At 71.6% G+C, this 16,985-nt stretch carries 17 protein-coding genes; 7 read left to right on the forward strand and 10 right to left on the reverse strand.

Features of this window, described 5'->3' with window-relative positions; genetic code table 11:
- Positions 1-19 precede the first annotated feature (19 nt).
- Positions 20-850: a trypsin-like serine peptidase gene (locus MFF64_RS04770; RefSeq protein WP_099906695.1), complete on the forward strand. Its 831-nt coding sequence runs from the start codon at positions 20-22 to the stop codon at positions 848-850.
- On the opposite strand, the gene rsmD is transcribed toward MFF64_RS04770, so the two are convergent.
- Together rsmD and MFF64_RS04780 are read right to left on the reverse strand one after the other, a co-directional pair.
- A complete protein-coding gene (gene rsmD / locus MFF64_RS04775) occupies positions 840-1,397 on the reverse strand; it encodes a 16S rRNA (guanine(966)-N(2))-methyltransferase RsmD (protein ID WP_099906698.1) in 558 nt (185 codons plus the stop codon). The genes MFF64_RS04770 and rsmD overlap by 11 nt on opposite strands.
- A 9-nt stretch (positions 1,398-1,406) precedes the next feature.
- Positions 1,407-3,422, reverse strand: a complete 2,016-nt coding sequence (locus MFF64_RS04780; protein WP_238189821.1) for a pseudouridine synthase — start codon at positions 3,420-3,422, stop codon at positions 1,407-1,409.
- A 44-nt stretch (positions 3,423-3,466) separates the two neighbouring features.
- Between MFF64_RS04780 and MFF64_RS04785 the strand changes: the two genes are divergently transcribed.
- The 4 genes from MFF64_RS04785 (at position 3,467) to MFF64_RS04800 (ending at position 8,332) form a co-directional block, all read left to right on the forward strand.
- Positions 3,467-3,937 (forward strand): nucleoside deaminase, encoded by a 471-nt coding sequence (locus tag MFF64_RS04785; RefSeq protein ID WP_099901896.1) that lies wholly within the window; start codon positions 3,467-3,469, stop codon positions 3,935-3,937.
- A 108-nt stretch (positions 3,938-4,045) separates the two neighbouring features.
- Positions 4,046-5,380, forward strand: a complete 1,335-nt coding sequence (locus MFF64_RS04790) for an Nramp family divalent metal transporter (RefSeq protein ID WP_238189823.1) — start codon at positions 4,046-4,048, stop codon at positions 5,378-5,380.
- A 160-nt stretch (positions 5,381-5,540) separates the two neighbouring features.
- Entirely contained in the window at positions 5,541-6,398 is an 858-nt protein-coding gene (locus tag MFF64_RS04795) for a transglutaminase-like domain-containing protein (RefSeq protein WP_238189825.1), read from the forward strand.
- A gap of 281 nt (positions 6,399-6,679) precedes the next feature.
- Positions 6,680-8,332, forward strand: coding sequence for a DEAD/DEAH box helicase (locus MFF64_RS04800; protein ID WP_099904617.1), 1,653 nt, complete (start codon positions 6,680-6,682; stop codon positions 8,330-8,332).
- Between the two features lie 5 nt (positions 8,333-8,337).
- Here MFF64_RS04800 and MFF64_RS04805 read toward each other — a convergent pair whose 3' ends face one another.
- The 6 genes from MFF64_RS04805 to MFF64_RS04830 all read right to left on the reverse strand — a co-directional run bounded on the left by MFF64_RS04805 (position 8,338) and on the right by MFF64_RS04830 (position 13,454).
- Positions 8,338-8,676, reverse strand: coding sequence for an Hpt domain-containing protein (locus MFF64_RS04805; protein WP_099904615.1), 339 nt, complete (start codon positions 8,674-8,676; stop codon positions 8,338-8,340).
- 149 nt (positions 8,677-8,825) lie between these two features.
- Positions 8,826-9,209 (reverse strand): hypothetical protein, encoded by a 384-nt coding sequence (locus MFF64_RS04810; protein ID WP_207768154.1) that lies wholly within the window; start codon positions 9,207-9,209, stop codon positions 8,826-8,828.
- 469 nt (positions 9,210-9,678) lie between these two features.
- Positions 9,679-10,083, reverse strand: a complete 405-nt coding sequence (locus tag MFF64_RS04815; protein WP_099904624.1) for a hypothetical protein — start codon at positions 10,081-10,083, stop codon at positions 9,679-9,681.
- 250 nt (positions 10,084-10,333) lie between these two features.
- Positions 10,334-10,717, reverse strand: coding sequence for a hypothetical protein (locus tag MFF64_RS04820; RefSeq protein WP_099904612.1), 384 nt, complete (start codon positions 10,715-10,717; stop codon positions 10,334-10,336).
- A gap of 79 nt (positions 10,718-10,796) precedes the next feature.
- Positions 10,797-12,242, reverse strand: a complete 1,446-nt coding sequence (locus MFF64_RS04825) for a UdgX family uracil-DNA binding protein (RefSeq protein ID WP_238189829.1) — start codon at positions 12,240-12,242, stop codon at positions 10,797-10,799.
- Entirely contained in the window at positions 12,243-13,454 is a 1,212-nt protein-coding gene (locus MFF64_RS04830) for a putative DNA modification/repair radical SAM protein (protein ID WP_099901474.1), read from the reverse strand.
- A gap of 152 nt (positions 13,455-13,606) precedes the next feature.
- Between MFF64_RS04830 and MFF64_RS04835 the strand changes: the two genes are divergently transcribed.
- Complete coding sequence (locus MFF64_RS04835) at positions 13,607-13,816, forward strand: hypothetical protein (protein ID WP_048448345.1); 210 nt, start codon at positions 13,607-13,609, stop codon at positions 13,814-13,816.
- 178 nt (positions 13,817-13,994) lie between these two features.
- The gene (locus tag MFF64_RS04840; RefSeq protein ID WP_099902928.1) at positions 13,995-15,341 is read left to right on the forward strand and encodes a Gfo/Idh/MocA family protein; all 1,347 of its coding nucleotides are present in this window, start codon (positions 13,995-13,997) and stop codon (positions 15,339-15,341) included.
- A gap of 37 nt (positions 15,342-15,378) precedes the next feature.
- Here the strand turns inward: MFF64_RS04840 and MFF64_RS04845 are convergent, their stop codons facing one another.
- Positions 15,379-15,786, reverse strand: a complete 408-nt coding sequence (locus MFF64_RS04845) for a RidA family protein (protein WP_099902926.1) — start codon at positions 15,784-15,786, stop codon at positions 15,379-15,381.
- Between the two features lie 13 nt (positions 15,787-15,799).
- Positions 15,800-16,951, reverse strand: coding sequence for a DSD1 family PLP-dependent enzyme (locus tag MFF64_RS04850; RefSeq protein ID WP_238189831.1), 1,152 nt, complete (start codon positions 16,949-16,951; stop codon positions 15,800-15,802).
- Between the last annotated feature and the right edge of the window lie 34 nt (positions 16,952-16,985).

The raw sequence follows: 16,985 nt of genomic DNA on the forward strand, positions 1-16,985 counted from the left end.
GGCCGGGCATGAGGAATCGATGACGTTACGGGAACCGATGCCGCAGTTGGGGCGCCATTCGCGTCGATCTGCCTACGCCCTCGCCCTGGCGCTCGGATGCGCCGCCCCTGCCAGAGCGCAGGCTCCGGACAAGCGCGTGCCGCTGGAGCCGACGGCCTGGCCGTTCACGGCGATCGGGCGGGTGAACGTGGTGCAGGGGCCGGCGCATCGCAGCCACTGCACTGGCACCCTCGTCGGGCCGCGTCACGTGCTGACCGCCGCCCATTGCCTGTTCGACGTCCGCCTCGATGACTGGGTCAAGCCGCATCAGGTCCACTTCGTCGCCGGCCAGGCCCGCGACCTGAATACCGGCACCGCCGAGGTCGAGGCGTTCCGCCTCGCCCCCGGCATCGACCTGCGTGCGGCGGCGCGGCCGGCCCAGGGCGCGATCGCCCCGGAGATGATCGGGCGGGACTGGGTGATCCTCACCCTGCGCCAGACCCTCAGCCTCAAACCGGTGCCGTGGCGCGTGCTGCCCAATGCCGATCTGCCCGGGAGCCGGCCCGGCGCGGTCGTGGCGCTCGCTGGCTACGCCGCCGACCGTCCCTACCTGCCGGTGATCCATCGCGGCTGCTCGGCCCGGATCGACGCGCCCGCCGCAGGCATGCTGAGCGACCTGTGCGAATCGATGTCGGGCGAGTCCGGCGCGCCGGTGCTGGTGCTCGACGCGGATGGTGGCGCGGCCCTGGTCGGGATCCACACCGCGGTGACGCGAGGCACGCGGGTGGGGAGCGCTTACCGCTCGGCGAGCGGCGTCGGGGTCGCCGCCGGCAGCTTCGCCGACGTGCTCGCCGAGATGATCAGGAAGTGAGGCGCCAGAATGCCACCTGAGTATCACCGTAGGTCCGACGCTCCAGCTCTGAAAAACCCTCCGGCGCGGCGAGGGTGGCGGAGGCCGCCTCCTCCACCACCGCGAGGGCGTCGTTGGTGAGCCAGCCGCCCTCCCGGGCCGCACTCAGCGCCTTCGGGGCGAGATCGCGGCCGTAGGGAGGATCGCAGAAGACGAGACCGAACGGTTCGCCAGGCGGTGCCGCGCCGAGGCGGGTGGCATCGCGGCGAAACAGCCGCGTCACCCCGCCGAGCCCGAGAGTATCGAGGTTGGTGCGGATCACGCCGCGGGCCTCCGCCCCCTCATCGACGAGGAGCGCGAAGGCCGCACCGCGGGAGATCGCCTCGCAGGCAAGCGCCCCGGTGCCGGCGAACAGGTCGAGAACGCGGGCGCCCGGGACCGGATCGTCATAGACGTGGGCCAGCACGTTGAACAACGCCTCACGCAGCCGGTCCGAGGTTGGCCGGATCGCGTCGCTGCGCGGCCCGGCGAGGCCGCGGCCGCGCAAGTCCCCTCCGACGATCCGCATCGATCAGGCTCAGCCGCGCGGCGGCCGGCCGCCGCCGGGCCGCGCGCCGCGCCCGCCGGGCTTCGGCCCGCCCGCACCGCCTCCGGAGCGGAAGCCACCTCCGGGCTTGCCGAACGGCTTGCCCCCCGGCCGGCTCCCGCCACCGGGACGGCCCTCGCCCTTGCCGGCGAAGGACTTGCCGGCAAAGGGCTTGCCGCTAAAGGACTTTCCGCCCCCGGGCTTGCCGCCGAACGGTTTGCCGCCGGGCTTGCCGCCGAACGAGCGGCCTTCGCTTCCGGAGCGACCCTCGAACGAGCGACCAGCGCCGGGACCGCGGCCCTCACCGCCGAAGGAACGACCTTCGCCGCCCGGACGGCCCTCGCCCTTACCGCCGAAGCCGCGGTTTCCGCCGCCGAACGAACGGCCTTCGCCGCCGGAACGACCCTCGAACGAGCGACCAGCGCCGGGACCGCGGCCCTCACCACCGAAGGAACGACCCTCGCCGCCGGAGCGGCCCTCGAACGAACGGCCTTCGGCGCCTCGGCCCCCAAAGCTTCTGCCCCCCGAGGTCTTGCCTCCCGAGCTCTTGCCGCCAAAGCCTTTGCTGCCGCCGAATCCACGGCCCTCGCCGCCTTCCGGGCGTCCGCCCGACCGGCCGAAGCCGCGGCCGCGGCCGCCGTCATCGGCGAGGCCGGCCTTGGCGCCGCCCCGCGGGGCAGCACCGTCGCGGTCCCGGCGCATCGGGCGGTCGTCGCCGCCCGGACCCCGGTTCGCTGCGCCGTCCCGGTCGTCGGTTCGGAACTTGGTACGACGGTGCGGGACCGCCTCCTCCTGCGGCTGGGCCACCAGGCGCTCGACCAGCACCCTGCGATCGCCCGAGGCGATGGCGCCGACGCGCTTGCGCGGGGCATCGGCCGTGGCGGCACGGATCTCCTGCGGGCTGTCGCCGCGCCGGTGCATCCGGCCGCGATTGGGCAGGTCGCCGGCGGCCTCGGCCTCGGGGTCGCGCCAGACCGTGCGCGCCGGGGCCCGGCGGGTCGCCGGTGCGGCGGGCGGCTTGCCGAATTGCGGCCGGGCCGGGTCGCGCCCGCGGGGCCCCCCCTCCTGCGACGCCTTGCGGGCGGCGGCCTTCGGCGAGCCGAACGGCGCGATCGGCTCGCGCACCGGGCTGGTGAAATCGACGCCGGCCTGCTCGGCGAGCGTGGTGCCGAGCTGGTCCTTCAGGACCCGGGTGCGGATCTCCTCGACCAGCCCGACCTCGAGGTCGCCGAGCTGGAACGGTCCGAAGGAGAGCCGGATCAGCCGGTTCACCGACAGGCCGAGATGCTCGAGGATCCGCTTGACCTCGCGGTTCTTGCCCTCGCGCAGGCCGAGCGTCAGCCAGACGTTGTCGCCCTGGGCTCGGTCGATCGTCGCCTCGACGGGGCCGTACTCCATCCCGTCGATGGTCACGCCCTTGCGCAGGGCATCGAGCTGGGCCTGGTCGACGTCGCCGAAGGCGCGCACGCGATAGCGGCGAAGCCAGCCGGTCTCCGGATGGGCGATGACCTTGGCGAGGCCACCGTCGTTGGTGAGGAGCAGGAGCCCCTCGGTGTTGATGTCGAGCCGGCCGACCGCCACCACCCGGGGCAGGTCCTCGGGCAGCACGTCGAACACCGTCTGGCGCCCCTCCGGGTCGCGGGCGGTCGTGACGACGCCGCGGGGTTTGTGGAACAGCCACAGCCGGGTGCGCTCGCGGGTCGGCAGCGGCTCGCCGTCGATCGTGATGCGGTCGCTCGGGGTCACGTTCACCGCCGGCGAGTCGAGGCGCGCGCCGTTCAGCGTCACGCGGCCGTCGAGGATCATCGCCTCGGCGTCGCGCCGCGAGGCCACGCCCGCCCGGGCGATCGCCTTGGCAATGCGCTCCGGCTCCGGCTCGGCCGGTGCCTCTGCCTTGGCTGCCCCACGCTTGGCCGAAGCCTGCCCCTCCGGGGAACCCGCGGATGCCTCGTCCCGTCCGCGACGCCGCTGCGGCGCCCCGGTCTCGTCGTCGTTGATGTCGTTCATGCGCGCCTGATACCAGACGGGGTGTGGCGACGCGAGTGGAACCGATGCGCGATTTTGCAAGGGGTGGGGCGCGTCCGGATCCCCTCGGCCTGGCCTTCGACGCGGCTCGCGGGGCCGCGGTGCGGGGCGAGGTGCCGGTCGGCGCCGTCGTGATGCGGGACGGCGTCGTGCTGGCGGTCGCCGGCAACCGCCCCCGGACCGACCGCGATCCGACCGCCCACGCGGAGATCCTTGCGATCCGCGCTGCCTGCGCCGCCCTCGACGACGAGCGCCTGACCGGCTGCGACCTCTACGTGACCCTGGAGCCCTGCGCGATGTGCGCCGGCGCGATCAGCTTCGCGCGCATCCGCCGGCTCTACTTCGCCGCGTCCGACCCGAAGGGCGGCGCCGTCGAGAACGGGCCGCGGTTCTTCAACCAGCCGACCTGCCACCACGCTCCTGAGGTCTATGGCGGCTTGCGCGAGAGCGAGGCCGCCGCGCTTCTGCGCGACTTCTTCCGCGACCGGCGGCCCTGACGCGTCGGCCGGAGCCGCTCGCCCCTGGAATTCAGCCTTCTCAAATCAATATAGCAGTGGCTATATAAGCCGGCCCGAAGCCGGGCAGGAGCGACGGAGCACGGGGTGATGCGGGACGGATGGGCGTGGCGCGCCGGCGACGGGGCGGCGGAGCCGAGCCTCGGGGCGATGAATGCGAGCGTGCCGGTGCGGGCCACCGGCTCGTGGCCGCGGCGCCTGCTCGCCTTCCTGGGCCCCGGCTACATGGTCTCGGTCGGCTACATGGACCCGGGCAACTGGGCCACCGACATCGCCGGCGGGGCGCAGTTCGGCTACACGCTGCTCGCCGTCATCCTGCTCTCGAACCTGATGGCGGTGGTGCTCCAGGCGCTCGCCGCGCGGCTCGGCATCGCCACCGGCCGCGACCTCGCCCAGGCCTGCCGCGACGCCTATTCGCGCCCGGTCGGGATCGCGCTCTGGCTCGCCTGCGAGGCGGCGATCATCGCCTGCGACCTCGCCGAGGTGATCGGCACCGCCATCGCGCTCAAGCTTCTGTTCGGCCTGCCGCTCCTGGCCGGCGCGGTGCTGACCGGCCTCGACGTGCTGCTGATCCTGCTGCTGATGCGGCGGGGCTTCCGGGCGCTTGAGGCCTTCGTGATCGCGCTCTTGACGATCATCTTCGCCTGTTTCGCGATTCAGATCGCCATGGCCGCGCCGCCGGTCCGCGACGTGCTCGGCGGCTTCGTGCCGTCCACGACAATCGTCACCGATCCGGCGGCGCTCTACCTCGCCATCGGCATCCTCGGTGCCACGGTGATGCCGCACAACCTCTACCTGCATTCCTCGATCGTGCAGACCCGCGCCTATCCGCGCGACGAGGCGGGCAAGGCGAGCGCCCTGCGCTTCGCGATCGCCGATTCGACCATCGCCCTGACGCTCGCGCTCTTCGTCAACGCCGCGATCCTCATCATGGCGGCCAAGGTCTTCCACGGTTCGGGTCATACCGGCGTGCAGGAGATCGAGGAGGCCCACGCCCTGCTCTCGCCGCTGCTCGGCGTCGGCCTCGCCTCGACCCTGTTCGCCCTCGCGCTCCTCGCCTCCGGCCTCAATTCCACAGTCACCGCGACGCTCGCCGGCCAGATCGTGATGGAGGGCTTCCTCCGCCTGCGCCTGCCCGATTGGGCGCGCCGGCTCGTCACCCGCGGCATCGCCATCGTGCCGGTGGTGATCGTCACCGGCCTCTACGGCGACGAGGGCACCGCCCGACTCCTGGTGCTGAGCCAGGTCGTGCTGTCGATGCAGTTGCCCTTCGCGGTGATCCCGCTGGTGCGCTTCGTCTCCGACAAGGGCAAGATGGGCGTCTTCGTCATCCCGGCCTGGCTGAAGATCCTGTCCTGGGCCATCGCCGCGGTGATCGTGGCCCTGAACCTGAAGCTTCTCGTCGATACTCTCACCGGCGGCTGACGCCGGTGTCGGCGAGTGTCGGGAAGCAGACGCAAGCGCACAGGCCGGGCGCCTGCACAACATTTGGGCGAAACCGGAGGGACTAACTGCGCGAGAACTCGGAACAACGGCGGTCCTCGCGGCATTATGCACCACGTTTTTGACTGACGTGGACGCCACGATGAAGATCCGCACCGGCTATTCGATCGCCTTCGAAACGCCCGGCCCAACCTCCATGGTCCTGATGCTCAACGTGCATCCGGACAGGGCCGGCGACCTGATCACACCCGACACCATGACCATCGACCCGCCAGTGCCCGCGCACCAATTCGTCGATTCCTTCGGCAACATCTGCACCCGCGTGACCGCCCCGGGGGGCCGCATCACCTTCTCGGCCGATGTCCTGGTCCAGGACAGCGGGCAGGTCGACGATTACGCGCCGGACGCGGTGCAGCACCCGGTGCAGGACCTGCCCGACGACGTGCTGCCTTTCCTGCTCGCGAGCCGCTACTGCGACACCGACAAGCTGTCGAACACCGCCTGGCAGCTCTTCGGCAACACACCGGCAGGCTGGGCCCGGGTGCAGGCCATCGTCGACTACGTCCACAACCACATCCGCTTCGACTACCAGCGCGCCGATTCGACCCGCAGCGCCCTCGACGGCTTCAACCAGCGCGAGGGCGTCTGCCGCGACTTCGCGCACCTGGCCGTCACCTTTTGCCGCTGCATGAACATCCCGGCGCGCTACTGCACCGGCTATCTCGGCGACATCGGCGTGCCGGCAGTGCCCGATCCGATGGACTTCTCGGCCTGGTTCGAGGTGTATCTGGGCGGACGCTGGTACACGTTCGACGCGCGCCACAACAAGCCGCGGATCGGCCGCATCGTCATGGCCCGCGGCCGTGACGCCACCGACGTGGCGATCTCGACGAGCTTCGGCCCGTCCTGGCTCACCAAGTTCGAGGTCCATACTGACGAGGTGGTGGAGCCGGAGCCGCAGGCGGTGCAGCACACGGAATGGCTCCAGGCTGCCGAGTAAGATCCGGGGCGCGAGACCTCCCTCTCCCATGCCGCAGAGGGGAAGGCTGCCACGGTTAATGATCGACGCTCCAACCGTCTCGCTGCCAGCGCGACGGTTGGAGCTCTTGCCTGACACCTACTCCCCTCGCCCGTACGACTCTCCCACACGGGAGAGGCGGCCCGGCCCTACGCTCGTCATGGTCGGTTCTCTGATTCGCTCACGACGCAGAGAAATGGCCCTCCCACTGCACGCCGCTGTCAAGCCTGGATGAGGGATCGTTCTCCGGCTATGGCGGCCCGATGCTGCTTCGTCCCTACCAGCGCGCGAGCCTCGACGCGCTCCAGGCCGATTGGGCGCGCGGTGGCCGCAACGGCCTGATCGTGCTGCCGACCGGGGCCGGCAAGAGCCTCGTCATCGCCACCCTGGTGCGGGAGACCATGGCCCGCGACCCAGGCGCCCGGATCGCCGTCGTCACTCATACCCGCGAGCTGATCGCGCAGAACCACGCCGAGCTCCTGAACCTCTGGCCAGAGGCGCCGGCCGGCATCGTCTCGGCCGGGCTCGGGCGAAGAGAGGAGACCCGGCCGATCCTGTTCTGCGGCATCCAGTCGGTGTGGAACCGGGTCGAGGCGACAGGCGGCTTCGACCTGGTGATCGTCGACGAGGCCCACCTGATCCCCCGCGACGCGGAGACCCGCTACGGCCGCTTCCTCGACGCGGTGCGGGCACTCTCGGCCGGCATGCGCCTCGTCGGCCTGACTGCCACGCCCTACCGCCTCGACAGCGGCCGCCTCGATGAGGGCGCGGGCCGCGTCTTCGACCGCATCGTCTACGAGGCGCAGGTCGGCGATCTGATCCGGGAAGGCTACCTCGCGCTCCTGGTCTCGAAGGCGACCGCCACCATCCTCGACGTCAGCGGCGTGCCCCTGCGCGCCGGCGACTACGTGCCGGGTGCCCTCGAGGCGGCGGTGAACCGCGACGTCATCACCAAGGCCGCGGTGGCCGAGATGGTCGCTTACGGCGCCGAGCGCCGGGCCTGGCTCGCCTTCTGCGCCGGGGTGAAGCACGCCGATGCGGTGCGCGACGCGATCCGGGCCGAAGGATTCTCCTGCGAGGCGATCTCGGGCGAGACCCCGAAGCGCGAGCGCGACCGCATCGTGCGCGACTTCCGGGCCGGGCGCCTGCGCTGCCTCACCTCGGTCGGGGTGCTGGCGACCGGCTTCAACGTGCCGGAAGTCGACCTGATCGCGCTGCTGCGCCCGACCCAGAGCACCGGTCTCTACGTGCAGCAGGTCGGCCGTGGCCTGCGCCGGGCCAAGGGCAAGACCGATGCCCTGGTGCTCGACTATGCCGGCCTGGTGCGCCGCCACGGGCCGATCGACGTGCTGTCGGCCAATGCCGTCGCGCGGGCGCGCCTGCTCGGCGAGAGCGGCGGTCCCCGGGCCAAGCCCTGCCCAGGCTGCGGGGCGCTGATCGCGCTCAATGCCAGCACCTGCGAGGCGTGCTGGATCGAGCCGGAGGACGAGGACGCCGAGATGCCGCACGAGGCGGTGGCCGACGACGAGAGCGCGGTCCTCTCCGCCGGCACCGTCGCGGTGGTGCGCGAGGCGCATGCGCGCTGGTGGCCGGTGGCCGGCTGGCGCTTCCGGCGCGAGGCGCGGCCGCGCGGTCCCGACGTGCTGGCGGTGGCGTTGGAGGGCGACGAGGAGGCGATGACCGTGCGCCTCGACCTCGAAGCCTCCGGATTCGCCCGCGAGAAGGCGGTGCAGTGGTGGCGCCGCCTCGGCGGCGAGATGCCTCCTCCCCTCGACATCGACGAGGCGCTCGCGCGCTGCGACGAGCTGTCCCGGCCGGAGGCGGTGCGGGTGGTGCCGACCGGCCGGCTGTCGGAGAGCGTCGATTATCGCCTCGCCGACGGCGCGACCTGGACCGATACGCGGCGGGTGGCCTGACGAGATCAGCCCGCCGCGAGCAGGCGGGTGACCTCGGACTCGGCGAAAGCCTTCTCGGCGGCGACGTCGGCGGCGAGCGCGCGGATCGCCTCGAGGTCGCCATCCTGGCACGCGGTCTCGAGGGCGGCGCAGAGGCGCGACAGCCGGGTGAAGCCGATCAGCCCCGACGAGGCGATCACCCCGTGCGCCGCGGCGGCGAGCGCCGCCGGCTCGCCCCTCACCGACCAGTCGCGCAGCTGGGCCTGGAAGCGCCCGAGCAGCACCGGCAGCGCCTCGTCGCCGACCGCCTGGCGCAGGTCGGCATACGTTGCGGCGTCGAGGGAGGGGGGCGTCGTCGTCGCCATGGCGTCCGGCTCCAGATGCGCCTCATCGAGCGCGTTGGCTCTCGGAACGCGACCCTACAGGATATGAAGCGGCCGCGATGCTCGGCCATCAGGCCGATCCATTCTGAATCGGGGCCCGTCCAGAATGGATCGGGGCTCATGGGATAACCCTAAGCCGACCGCGCCACCGATGTACCGATCTCCACCGACCGGGCGGCTTCCGCCTCGCGGGCATAGGTCCGTGCGCGCAGGACGGCCTCCGAGGGCAATTGCTCGACGACCGCACCGTCTGGGCCGACGACCTGGAACACGATCTGCTTGCTTTCGACGTCGCGCCGGTAAAGCGCCCGGTCGACCTTGGTGTCGGGGGCGTCAGACGACGAGGCGGTGTCGCGCGCGATCGTCCGCCGGGCATCCGGACTCAGGTCGAGGGTGACGGCCGGGTCCAGGGGCGGGTCGAGGCCGGCCTGCGGCGCCTGAGAGAAGCTGTTCCGCATTATCGGCTCGACCGCGGCCGGCGGAAGCGCCGCGGCAAGGCTGCTGGTCTCGATCACGGCGAAATCCTTTCGGGCGATCCGTTCCCGCTCAGCTAGCCGTGATGAGCCCTACCTGGATGTTAACGCCGCCCGTGCGCTTAAAGATTGTCTTAAGAGAGGGTTTTGATGGTTCGAACAATTGTCTGGAGTTTCGTCGGCCGGGCCGGCGGAAGCGGGACTGACGTCGGCGAAGGTTGCGAAGACACCCCTTCGCACGAATGCCGGCAAGGCGCCGCGAGGGCGCGACTGTCACTGACATCACCCAGATGGCACAAATAACGGGATCTCGCGCGCATGCTTCCTAGACACCACCTCGATCGCCCGGCACGGATGGTATCGGCATCTCTCGCAGTCTGTCTGACCCAGCCGACGGTCCTGACGTCCTCCCGGTCAGTCCGGGCTCCGCGGCGCGGCCCCGGAGCGACGATGGAGCGTGCGAGATCCTGGAGATCATCTCGAACAGGGCCTCACAAAACCGATGACGTCCTCACGGCTCCCCGGCCGGCGCCGTCGGCGCCTCGCTGTCCGCGCGGGGCTCGGCGGTGGCGACGGCCTTGGTGGTCAGCAGCGGCTCGAGGCGCCGGGCCAGTTCCTGGCCGAGATGGCGAGTATACGGACCGGTGAAGTAGCGGCCACCGGCGCCGCGGCCGTCGAGGTGGTCGCGGGCCCTGGTCATCGCGTCGACCTCGGGTCGGCACAGGAAACCGATCACCCCCGCCGCCTCGTACCAGCGCCCGGCCCGGGCATGCGTCAGCGCGGCCGGGTTGTTGCCGATAGTCTCGGCGAAGCAATCCGTCGCGGCCTGCTCGAGGGGGGCGAGCACCGCGCGCCGGTGCTCGGCGCGGGACGCGGGGGCGGCCGCGGCCGGGTGGGTCGCAGCCACCAGCTTCATCGCCGCCAGGGTGCAGATCGCGCCGTACAGCAGAACTCTCATATCCGGGCCTCGGCCGAATCAACCGCCTCACTCCCGGCAAGCGTCGTGCCGATCATGGGCGGATCTTGGGCGGAACCCGGAGAAAAAGCAGGTTTTCGGATCAAGACAGGCCGCCGCCAGCAAGCTTAGCGGCAGCTTTTACCCAGTCGGCCTCGGCGCTTGCCTGTTAGCCGCAGCACTCGCCCGATCAGCCGCGGCGCATCCCCGATCAGCCGCGGCGCTCGGCGTTCCAGCGGCCCTTGCAGGAGGTGGAGCCGGAGGTGGTCCAGTTGCCGTTGCCGGTGCCCTCGCCGAGGCGGCCGACCACTTGGGCGGCGGCGTCGCCCCGGCTGATCGTCGCCCGCACGGCGCCGCTCGGCTGCACGCGGCCCGAAACGGTGAAGTCGCCACCCCCGGCGTAGCGGGCCTGGCCGTTCTCGATGATGACGCCGTAGCGGTAGGCGCGGTCGCAGGATCCGCTCTCGGTGATGACCTCGACGCTCCAGGTGCCGTCGAAGCGGTTCGGTGCCTTGGCGCTGGTTCTGGCGATGGCCGGCGCCACGGCACCGGCCAGACAAGCTCCCGCCGCGAGGGCGGACACGATCAGCCTCATGGTCCTCGTTTCCCGATTCGGTCTGGCGACAAACTCGGCAGCAGGCGGTTGGTTGCCGCGGTGCAACGTTTCCCGGGCGTTAACCCGCCATGCCGACGCGGGACGCCGGATCCGCCGCCAAGGTGGCCGCCCGCCGCAGGTCCTCGACGAAACCCGCATAGGCCTCGCCCCGCGCCTCGTCGGGCAGGCGCAGGAGGTAGGAGGGGTGAACGGTGACGAAGCCGGGATAGGGCTTCCCCTCGAACGCTGCCGGCCCGCGGGCGCGGGTGATCGGCACCTGCCGGCCGGTGAGCGCCAGGACGGCGGTGGCGCCGAGCGCCACCACCAGGCGTGGCGCCACGAAGGCCAGCTCGCGGTCGAGCCACCAGCGGTAATGCGCCACCTCGCCGGCGGTCGGCTTCTGGTGGATGCGCCGCTTGCCCCGCACCTCGAACTTGAAGTGCTTGACCGCATTGGTGAGGTAAGCTTGGCTGCGGTCGATCCCCGCCTCGCGCAGCGCCCGCGCCAGGAGCTGACCCGCCGGGCCGACGAAAGGCCGGCCCTGAAGGTCCTCCTGATCGCCCGGCTGCTCACCCACGAGGGCGATCGCCGCCCCGAGCGGGCCCTCGCCGAGCACGGCCTGCGTCGCGCCCGGCACCAGCGGTTCGGAGGCGCGGATCACCGCGTTCAATGCCTCGAGGGAGGCAGGCTCCTGCGCCGCCATCGCGGCGAGCGCCCGGGCGGGCACGCGCTTGACCGGCGCCTCCGGCGCGCGCGCGATCATCTCTCCGACCCGCCGGCCGGCCTCCCGCACCAGGCCGGGGATGGCTGCCGTCTCGGGCATGTTGTGCCAGTACTTCTTCGGCATCTCGGCCCGCATCGCCGCCAGGTTGGTGCGGGCGGGGTTGAAGGTGCTGGAGTAGTAGTCGGTCCAGCCGGCCTCGAACGCGTCGTGCTCCGGCACGTCCTCGCGCCGGCCGGGCGGCCCGACATGCAGGGCTCGGCCGTCCCAATGGGCGGAGCCGTCCGGCGTGAGGATCGACCAGTCGAAGGAGGGGAAGCGCGCCGCAAAGAACGGCGCGGCCTCCGCCAGGATGTGGTGCTCGGGCTCGAACCAGGCCGCGAACCGCTCCCGTCCGCCCTCCCCCGCCCCGGATCGGCGGAAGCGCAGGAAGGCGTGCATCTTGTGCAGGTCGCGCGCCACCGCCTTGCGCATCAGGGTCAGGCGATGGACCAGCGGGTCGCTTGCGACCTCGGCCAGATGCCGCTCGCCGCGCGCCACACGCCAGATCAGACGGTGGAGCAGGCCGTAGCGCTCCGGATCCCGGTGCATGACGACCGGAGGCACGAGCTCCGCCACCGCCCGCGGCAGGACCAGGGCCGAACCGGGCTCGGCCGGCGCATCCTCGGCAAACAGCGAGGCGGCGTCGCCCTCGACCCAGGTCACCGCCTCCGGCGGCACGCCTGCCGGGACGAGGTGGCGGATCGCGGCGCGGAATCCATCGAGGTCGGCGCCGGACGTCAGACGGATCGTGCGGGTCTGCATCTAGAACAGGCTCAGCTGGCGCGGGGGCTCGGCAAGGCGCGCGCGCAGGTCGAGCCGGTCGGTCAGGCGCGTCGGCGCGTAATCGGCCGCGACCAGGAACGGCCGGGCGCGCTTGAGGCCGGAGGTCAGGCGGGCCACGTCGTCGAGCCGCAGGGTGGCGTGGCGGCGCGCCGCCACGATCTTGTCCACCGCCCGGACGCCGAGGCCCGGCACCCGCAGGAGCATCTCCCGGTCGGCCCGGTTGACGTCGACGGGAAAGCGGTCGCGGTTGCGCAGGGCCCAGGCGAGTTTGGGATCGACGTCGAGGGCGAGCATCCCGGACTCGGTCGCCCCCGCGACATCGTCGGGCGAGAACGCGTAGTACCGCATCAGCCAGTCGGCCTGGTAGAGCCGGTGCTCGCGCTGGAGCGGCGGCGATTTGCTCGGCAGGATCGAGGCGGCGTCGGGGATCGGGCTGAAGGCCGAGTAGTAGATCCGCTTCAATCCGTAATGGTCGTAAAGGCGGGCGCTGGTGCGGATCAGCGATTCGTCGGTGCTGGCATCGGCCCCGACGATCACCTGCGTCGACTGCCCGGCGGGGGCGAAGCGGCGCTTTTCTTCCCGAGCCTGCAGGATGCGCTCGCCCATCTGTCCCATCGCAGTCTGGATCGCGGCGCCGTCCTTCTCCGGCGCCAGTCGCTCCAGGCTCGCCTCGGTCGGCAGCTCCAGGTTGATCGAGAGCCGGTCGGCGTAGAGGCCGGCCTGCTCGATCAGCCACGGGCTCGCCTCGGGGATGGTTTTCAGGTGGATGTAGCCGCGAAAGCCGTGCCGCTGGCGCAAGGTCTTCGCTACCCGGATCAGCTGCTCCATCGTGTGGTCGGGCGAGCGGATGATGCCGGAAGAGAGAAAGAGCCCCTCGATGTAGTTGCGCTTGTAGAACTCGACCGTCAGCGTCACCACCTCGTCGACCGAGAACTTGGCCCGGCGGACATTCGAGGAGCGCCGGTTGACGCAGTAGGCGCAGTCGAACAGGCAGTAATTGGTGAGCAGGATCTTCAGCAGCGAGACGCAGCGCCCGTCCGGCGTGTAGGCGTGGCAGATGCCCGCTCCCGTCGTGGAGCCGAGCCCGCCGGCCTCCGCCTTGCGCCGCGGCGCCCCGGACGAGGCGCAGGAGGCATCGTATTTCGCTGCGTCGGCGAGGATGGTGAGCTTCTTCTTCAGGGCGTCGTCCATGCTCGCAACCTGGCGGTCGTTCCCGATTTGTTCAAGGCAGAAGGTGCGGCTGTCCCGTGGTCGAAAGCCGCATCGGGGCTCCTTGGAACTCGCCGCCCGGCCCCTCGTTGTCTGCCCGATTGGAGTTCTTCTAATTCGCAAGGAGACGCCCGATGGCCACGAACCCGTCCGCGAACTGCCGCAGCTGCCGCTACTACGACGACCACAAGCTGAACGGCGCCGCCGCCCAGGGTGAGGAAGGCCTGTGCCGCTTCAACCCGCCGGTGAGCCAGCCCGAGCCGCAGGGTCACGGCCTGTGGCCGGTGGTCTCGGCCCAGGATTGGTGCGGGCATTTCTCGCCGGAGATGATGGCAGGCGAGTAAGCTTTCCTCTTCGTTGGAGCGTTGGAAGAGCCGGTCCTGCGGGGCCGGCTTTTTTATCGCGCGACTGTCGCGCGAGGCGAAAGCTGGAATCTTGCGGCGTGGCGGCGCCCCTCCTGGGCGGAACCCCACCATTCCCGGCACGTTGCGCAGGCTCTTAGCCCCAACGGATGGTTGCTCGATGCCGGACGATGTCACCGCCCTCTCGCGCCGGAGCCTGATGATGGCCGGCGGCGCCACCCTGGTCGGCCTCGGCAGCGCGGCGGCGCAAGGAGCGGCGGCGCAAGGCGTGCCCGGACCCGAGCGGCCGGTGGATACCGGCAAGGTCGAGAACGGCAAGGTGACGTTTCCGAACTGGCGCGGCCCCTCGGACCGGCCCTCCGCACCGCCGCCGGCGCCGCTGCCGCCCGGCGAGCGGGTCGGCTTCGCGATCGTGGGTCTCGGCCGGCTGTCGCTGGAGGAGATCCTTCCGGCCTTCGGCGAGTGCCGCAGGGCGAAGCCTGTCGCCCTGATGTCGGGCTCGCCCGACAAGGCCAAGGCAGTGGCGGCGCAGCACGGCATCAAGCCCGAGGCGGTCTACGGCTACGATGGCTGGGACGCGCTCGCCCGCAACCCGGAGGTGAAGGCGGTCTACATCGTCACCCCGAACGCGCTCCACCGCGATCAGGTGATCGCCGCGGCCGGCGCCGGCAAGCACGTGCTGTGCGAGAAGCCGATGGCGGCGTCGGCCGCGGAAGCGCGGGCGATGATCGATGCCTGCGCCAAGGCCAACGTGAAGCTGATGATCGCCTATCGCTGCCAGTACGAGCCTTATAACCGCGAGGTCGTGCGCCTGGTGCGTGGCGCCAAGTACGGCAAGGTCAAGCTGATCGAGGCGACCAACACCCAGACCATGAGCCTGCCCGAGCAGTGGCGGATGCGGAAGGCGCTGGCCGGCGGCGGCGCGCTCCCGGATATCGGGCTCTACTGCCTCAACGGGGTGCGGGCGCTCATAGGCGAGGAGCCGGTCTCGGTCCAGGCGCAGATCCATTCCTCGGACGACCCCCTGTATCGCGAGGTCGAGGAGACGGTGGCCTTCACCCTGCGCTTCCCCTCCGGCGCGCTGGCGCTCTGCTCCACCAGCTACGGCGCGCATGAGACCCGCTCCCTCACCGTCCAGGCCGAGGGCGGCGCGATCCAGCTCCAGAACGCCTTCGCCTACGAGGGCCAGCGCCTCTTCCTGAACCATCGCGAGGGCAAGGCCGAGGCGAAGGAGGAGCGGGTGCTGGGCGCCAAGAACCAGTTCGCCCTCGAGATCGACCACATGGCGACCTGCATCCTGGAGAACCGCACGCCCCGCACCCCGGGCGAGGAGGGGCTGCAGGACCAGATCCTGATGGAGGCGATCTACGAGGCCGCCCGCACCGGCAATGCGGTGGCGCTCAAGGGCCCTGAGCGAACGGTGGGCAAGGGCGAGGAAAAGGCCCAGGACCAGGCGGGCAAGGCCCTCGACCTGACCCGCGGGCCGGAGCCGGAAGAGGCTGGCTAACGCGTCCCCGATCGCGTTGCCTGCGGGGCAACCGCCCTCACCCGCCCCGCACGGCGACCGCCTCGACCTCCACCAGGTAGCCGTGATGCAGCTCCGGCACCGGCACCACCGTGCGGGCCGGCTTCGCCTCTCCCAGCATCTCGGCGTAGACCCGGTTGAAGTCCGGCCAGTTCTCGACGCCGACGATGTAGGCCGTCACCCGCAGGATGCGCTCCGGCCCGCTCCCCGCCTCCGCCAGGATGGCGAGGAGGCTCGCGAGCGCCTGGCGCGCCTGCACCTCGAACGGCTGGTCCGCCGTGTGGCTGCCGTCGGGCCGGGCGGCGAGCTGGCCGGAGACGAAGACGAGGTCGCGCCAGGCGGTGGCCTGCGCGTAATGCCCGGCCGGCTTCGGCGCAGCGGCGGTGGCGATGCGGGAAACCTGATCGGGAGTAGCCGGGTCGGACATGGGGGCGGCGCTCCTACCAGCCGTTGATGCGGGGCCAGACGGCCGCGACGCGGCCCTCCTCATCGAGGATGTGATAGCGGTCGTGCTGGGCGCCCGTTGCGCAGGCGTGGTTGGGCAGGATGCGGACCTGCGCGCCGACGGCGAGGTCCGGCAGGGCCGCGCCCGAGCCCGACCGCAGGGCCAGGATGCCGTGCTCCTGGTTGGCGTCGCGGACGATGAGGTCGGGATAGGGCCGGCCCGCCATGTCGCAGACTAAGCCGTAGCCCTGGTCGACCGCCTGGCGCGCCGTGCCGCGGTCGCGCGAGAGCGCCATCCAGCCGGCATCGACGACGATCCAGCCCTTCGTCCGCTGGTGGCCGATCACGGTGGCGAGCACCGACAGGGCGATGTCCTCGACCGCGACCGATCCGACGCCGGCCTGGAACAGGTCGCCGAGCATGAACACCCCGGCCCGGACCTCGGTGATGCCGGTGAGGTCGCGGGCGAAGCGCGCGGTCGGGGTCGAGCCGACGCTGACCACCGGGCAGGGCAGGCCCGCCGCGCGCAAGGCATCGGCCGCCGTCACCGCAGCGACCCGCTCGGCCTCCGCCGCAGCCGTGAGCGCCGCGGGGTCGCTCAAGGCGTAGCTGTCGCCGGCATGGAGCAGCACGCCGCGCAACGCCGCGCCTCCTGCGGCGAGACGTCGGCCGATCGCCGCGAGGGTGTCGCGATCGCCCGGCGCGACGCCGGAGCGGTGGCCGTCGGCATCGACCTCGATCAGCACCGGCACGGCATCGCCGCTCGCCCGGGCGTGCTCGGCCACGGCGTCGGCCTGCTCGAGGCTGTCGAGGATGACCGCGAGGTCCGCGCCGCCGGCCCGGATCGCCGCGACCCGGGGCAGCTTCGCCGGCGCGATGCCGACGGCGTAGATCATGTCGCGCACCCCGCCCGCGGCGAAGTACTCGGCCTCCAGCAGGGTCGAGACCGTCGCGGGGCCTGACGGCGAGGCCATGGCGATGCGCGCGACGTCGAGGGATTTCGCGGTCTTGAGATGCGGCCGGAGCGTGACGCCGAGGCCTTCGAGATGCGCGCGCATCCCCGCGACGTTGGCGTGCAGGCGGGCCTCGTCGAGGAGCAGGCAGGGGGTTGGCAGGCGGTCCAGTGGAATCCGGCTCGGCTCGGCCATGGTCGTAGCGCTCGTCGTGATCGCGTCGTCTCGC

Source organism: Methylobacterium frigidaeris, from assembly GCF_022179185.1.
Classification (GTDB): Bacteria; Pseudomonadota; Alphaproteobacteria; order Rhizobiales; family Beijerinckiaceae; genus Methylobacterium; species Methylobacterium frigidaeris.

What these genes read in the sequence shown, in the direction of transcription:
- MFF64_RS04785 (WP_099901896.1), top strand. Translation starts at nt 3,467, where the DNA reads ATGCGCGATTTTGCAAGGGGTGGGGCGCGTCCGGATCCCCTCGGCCTG.
- MFF64_RS04820 (WP_099904612.1), bottom strand. Translation starts at nt 10,717, where the DNA reads ATGAGGCTGATCGTGTCCGCCCTCGCGGCGGGAGCTTGTCTGGCCGGT.
- MFF64_RS04840 (WP_099902928.1), top strand. Translation starts at nt 13,995, where the DNA reads ATGCCGGACGATGTCACCGCCCTCTCGCGCCGGAGCCTGATGATGGCC.
- MFF64_RS04845 (WP_099902926.1), bottom strand. Translation starts at nt 15,786, where the DNA reads ATGTCCGACCCGGCTACTCCCGATCAGGTTTCCCGCATCGCCACCGCC.
- rsmD (WP_099906698.1), bottom strand. Translation starts at nt 1,397, where the DNA reads ATGCGGATCGTCGGAGGGGACTTGCGCGGCCGCGGCCTCGCCGGGCCG.
- MFF64_RS04770 (WP_099906695.1), top strand. Translation starts at nt 20, where the DNA reads ATGACGTTACGGGAACCGATGCCGCAGTTGGGGCGCCATTCGCGTCGA.
- MFF64_RS04850 (WP_238189831.1), bottom strand. Translation starts at nt 16,951, where the DNA reads ATGGCCGAGCCGAGCCGGATTCCACTGGACCGCCTGCCAACCCCCTGC.
- MFF64_RS04830 (WP_099901474.1), bottom strand. Translation starts at nt 13,454, where the DNA reads ATGGACGACGCCCTGAAGAAGAAGCTCACCATCCTCGCCGACGCAGCG.
- MFF64_RS04790 (WP_238189823.1), top strand. Translation starts at nt 4,046, where the DNA reads ATGCGGGACGGATGGGCGTGGCGCGCCGGCGACGGGGCGGCGGAGCCG.
- MFF64_RS04805 (WP_099904615.1), bottom strand. Translation starts at nt 8,676, where the DNA reads ATGGCGACGACGACGCCCCCCTCCCTCGACGCCGCAACGTATGCCGAC.
- MFF64_RS04835 (WP_048448345.1), top strand. Translation starts at nt 13,607, where the DNA reads ATGGCCACGAACCCGTCCGCGAACTGCCGCAGCTGCCGCTACTACGAC.
- MFF64_RS04800 (WP_099904617.1), top strand. Translation starts at nt 6,680, where the DNA reads ATGCTGCTTCGTCCCTACCAGCGCGCGAGCCTCGACGCGCTCCAGGCC.
- MFF64_RS04825 (WP_238189829.1), bottom strand. Translation starts at nt 12,242, where the DNA reads ATGCAGACCCGCACGATCCGTCTGACGTCCGGCGCCGACCTCGATGGA.
- MFF64_RS04780 (WP_238189821.1), bottom strand. Translation starts at nt 3,422, where the DNA reads ATGAACGACATCAACGACGACGAGACCGGGGCGCCGCAGCGGCGTCGC.
- MFF64_RS04795 (WP_238189825.1), top strand. Translation starts at nt 5,541, where the DNA reads ATGAAGATCCGCACCGGCTATTCGATCGCCTTCGAAACGCCCGGCCCA.
- MFF64_RS04815 (WP_099904624.1), bottom strand. Translation starts at nt 10,083, where the DNA reads ATGAAGCTGGTGGCTGCGACCCACCCGGCCGCGGCCGCCCCCGCGTCC.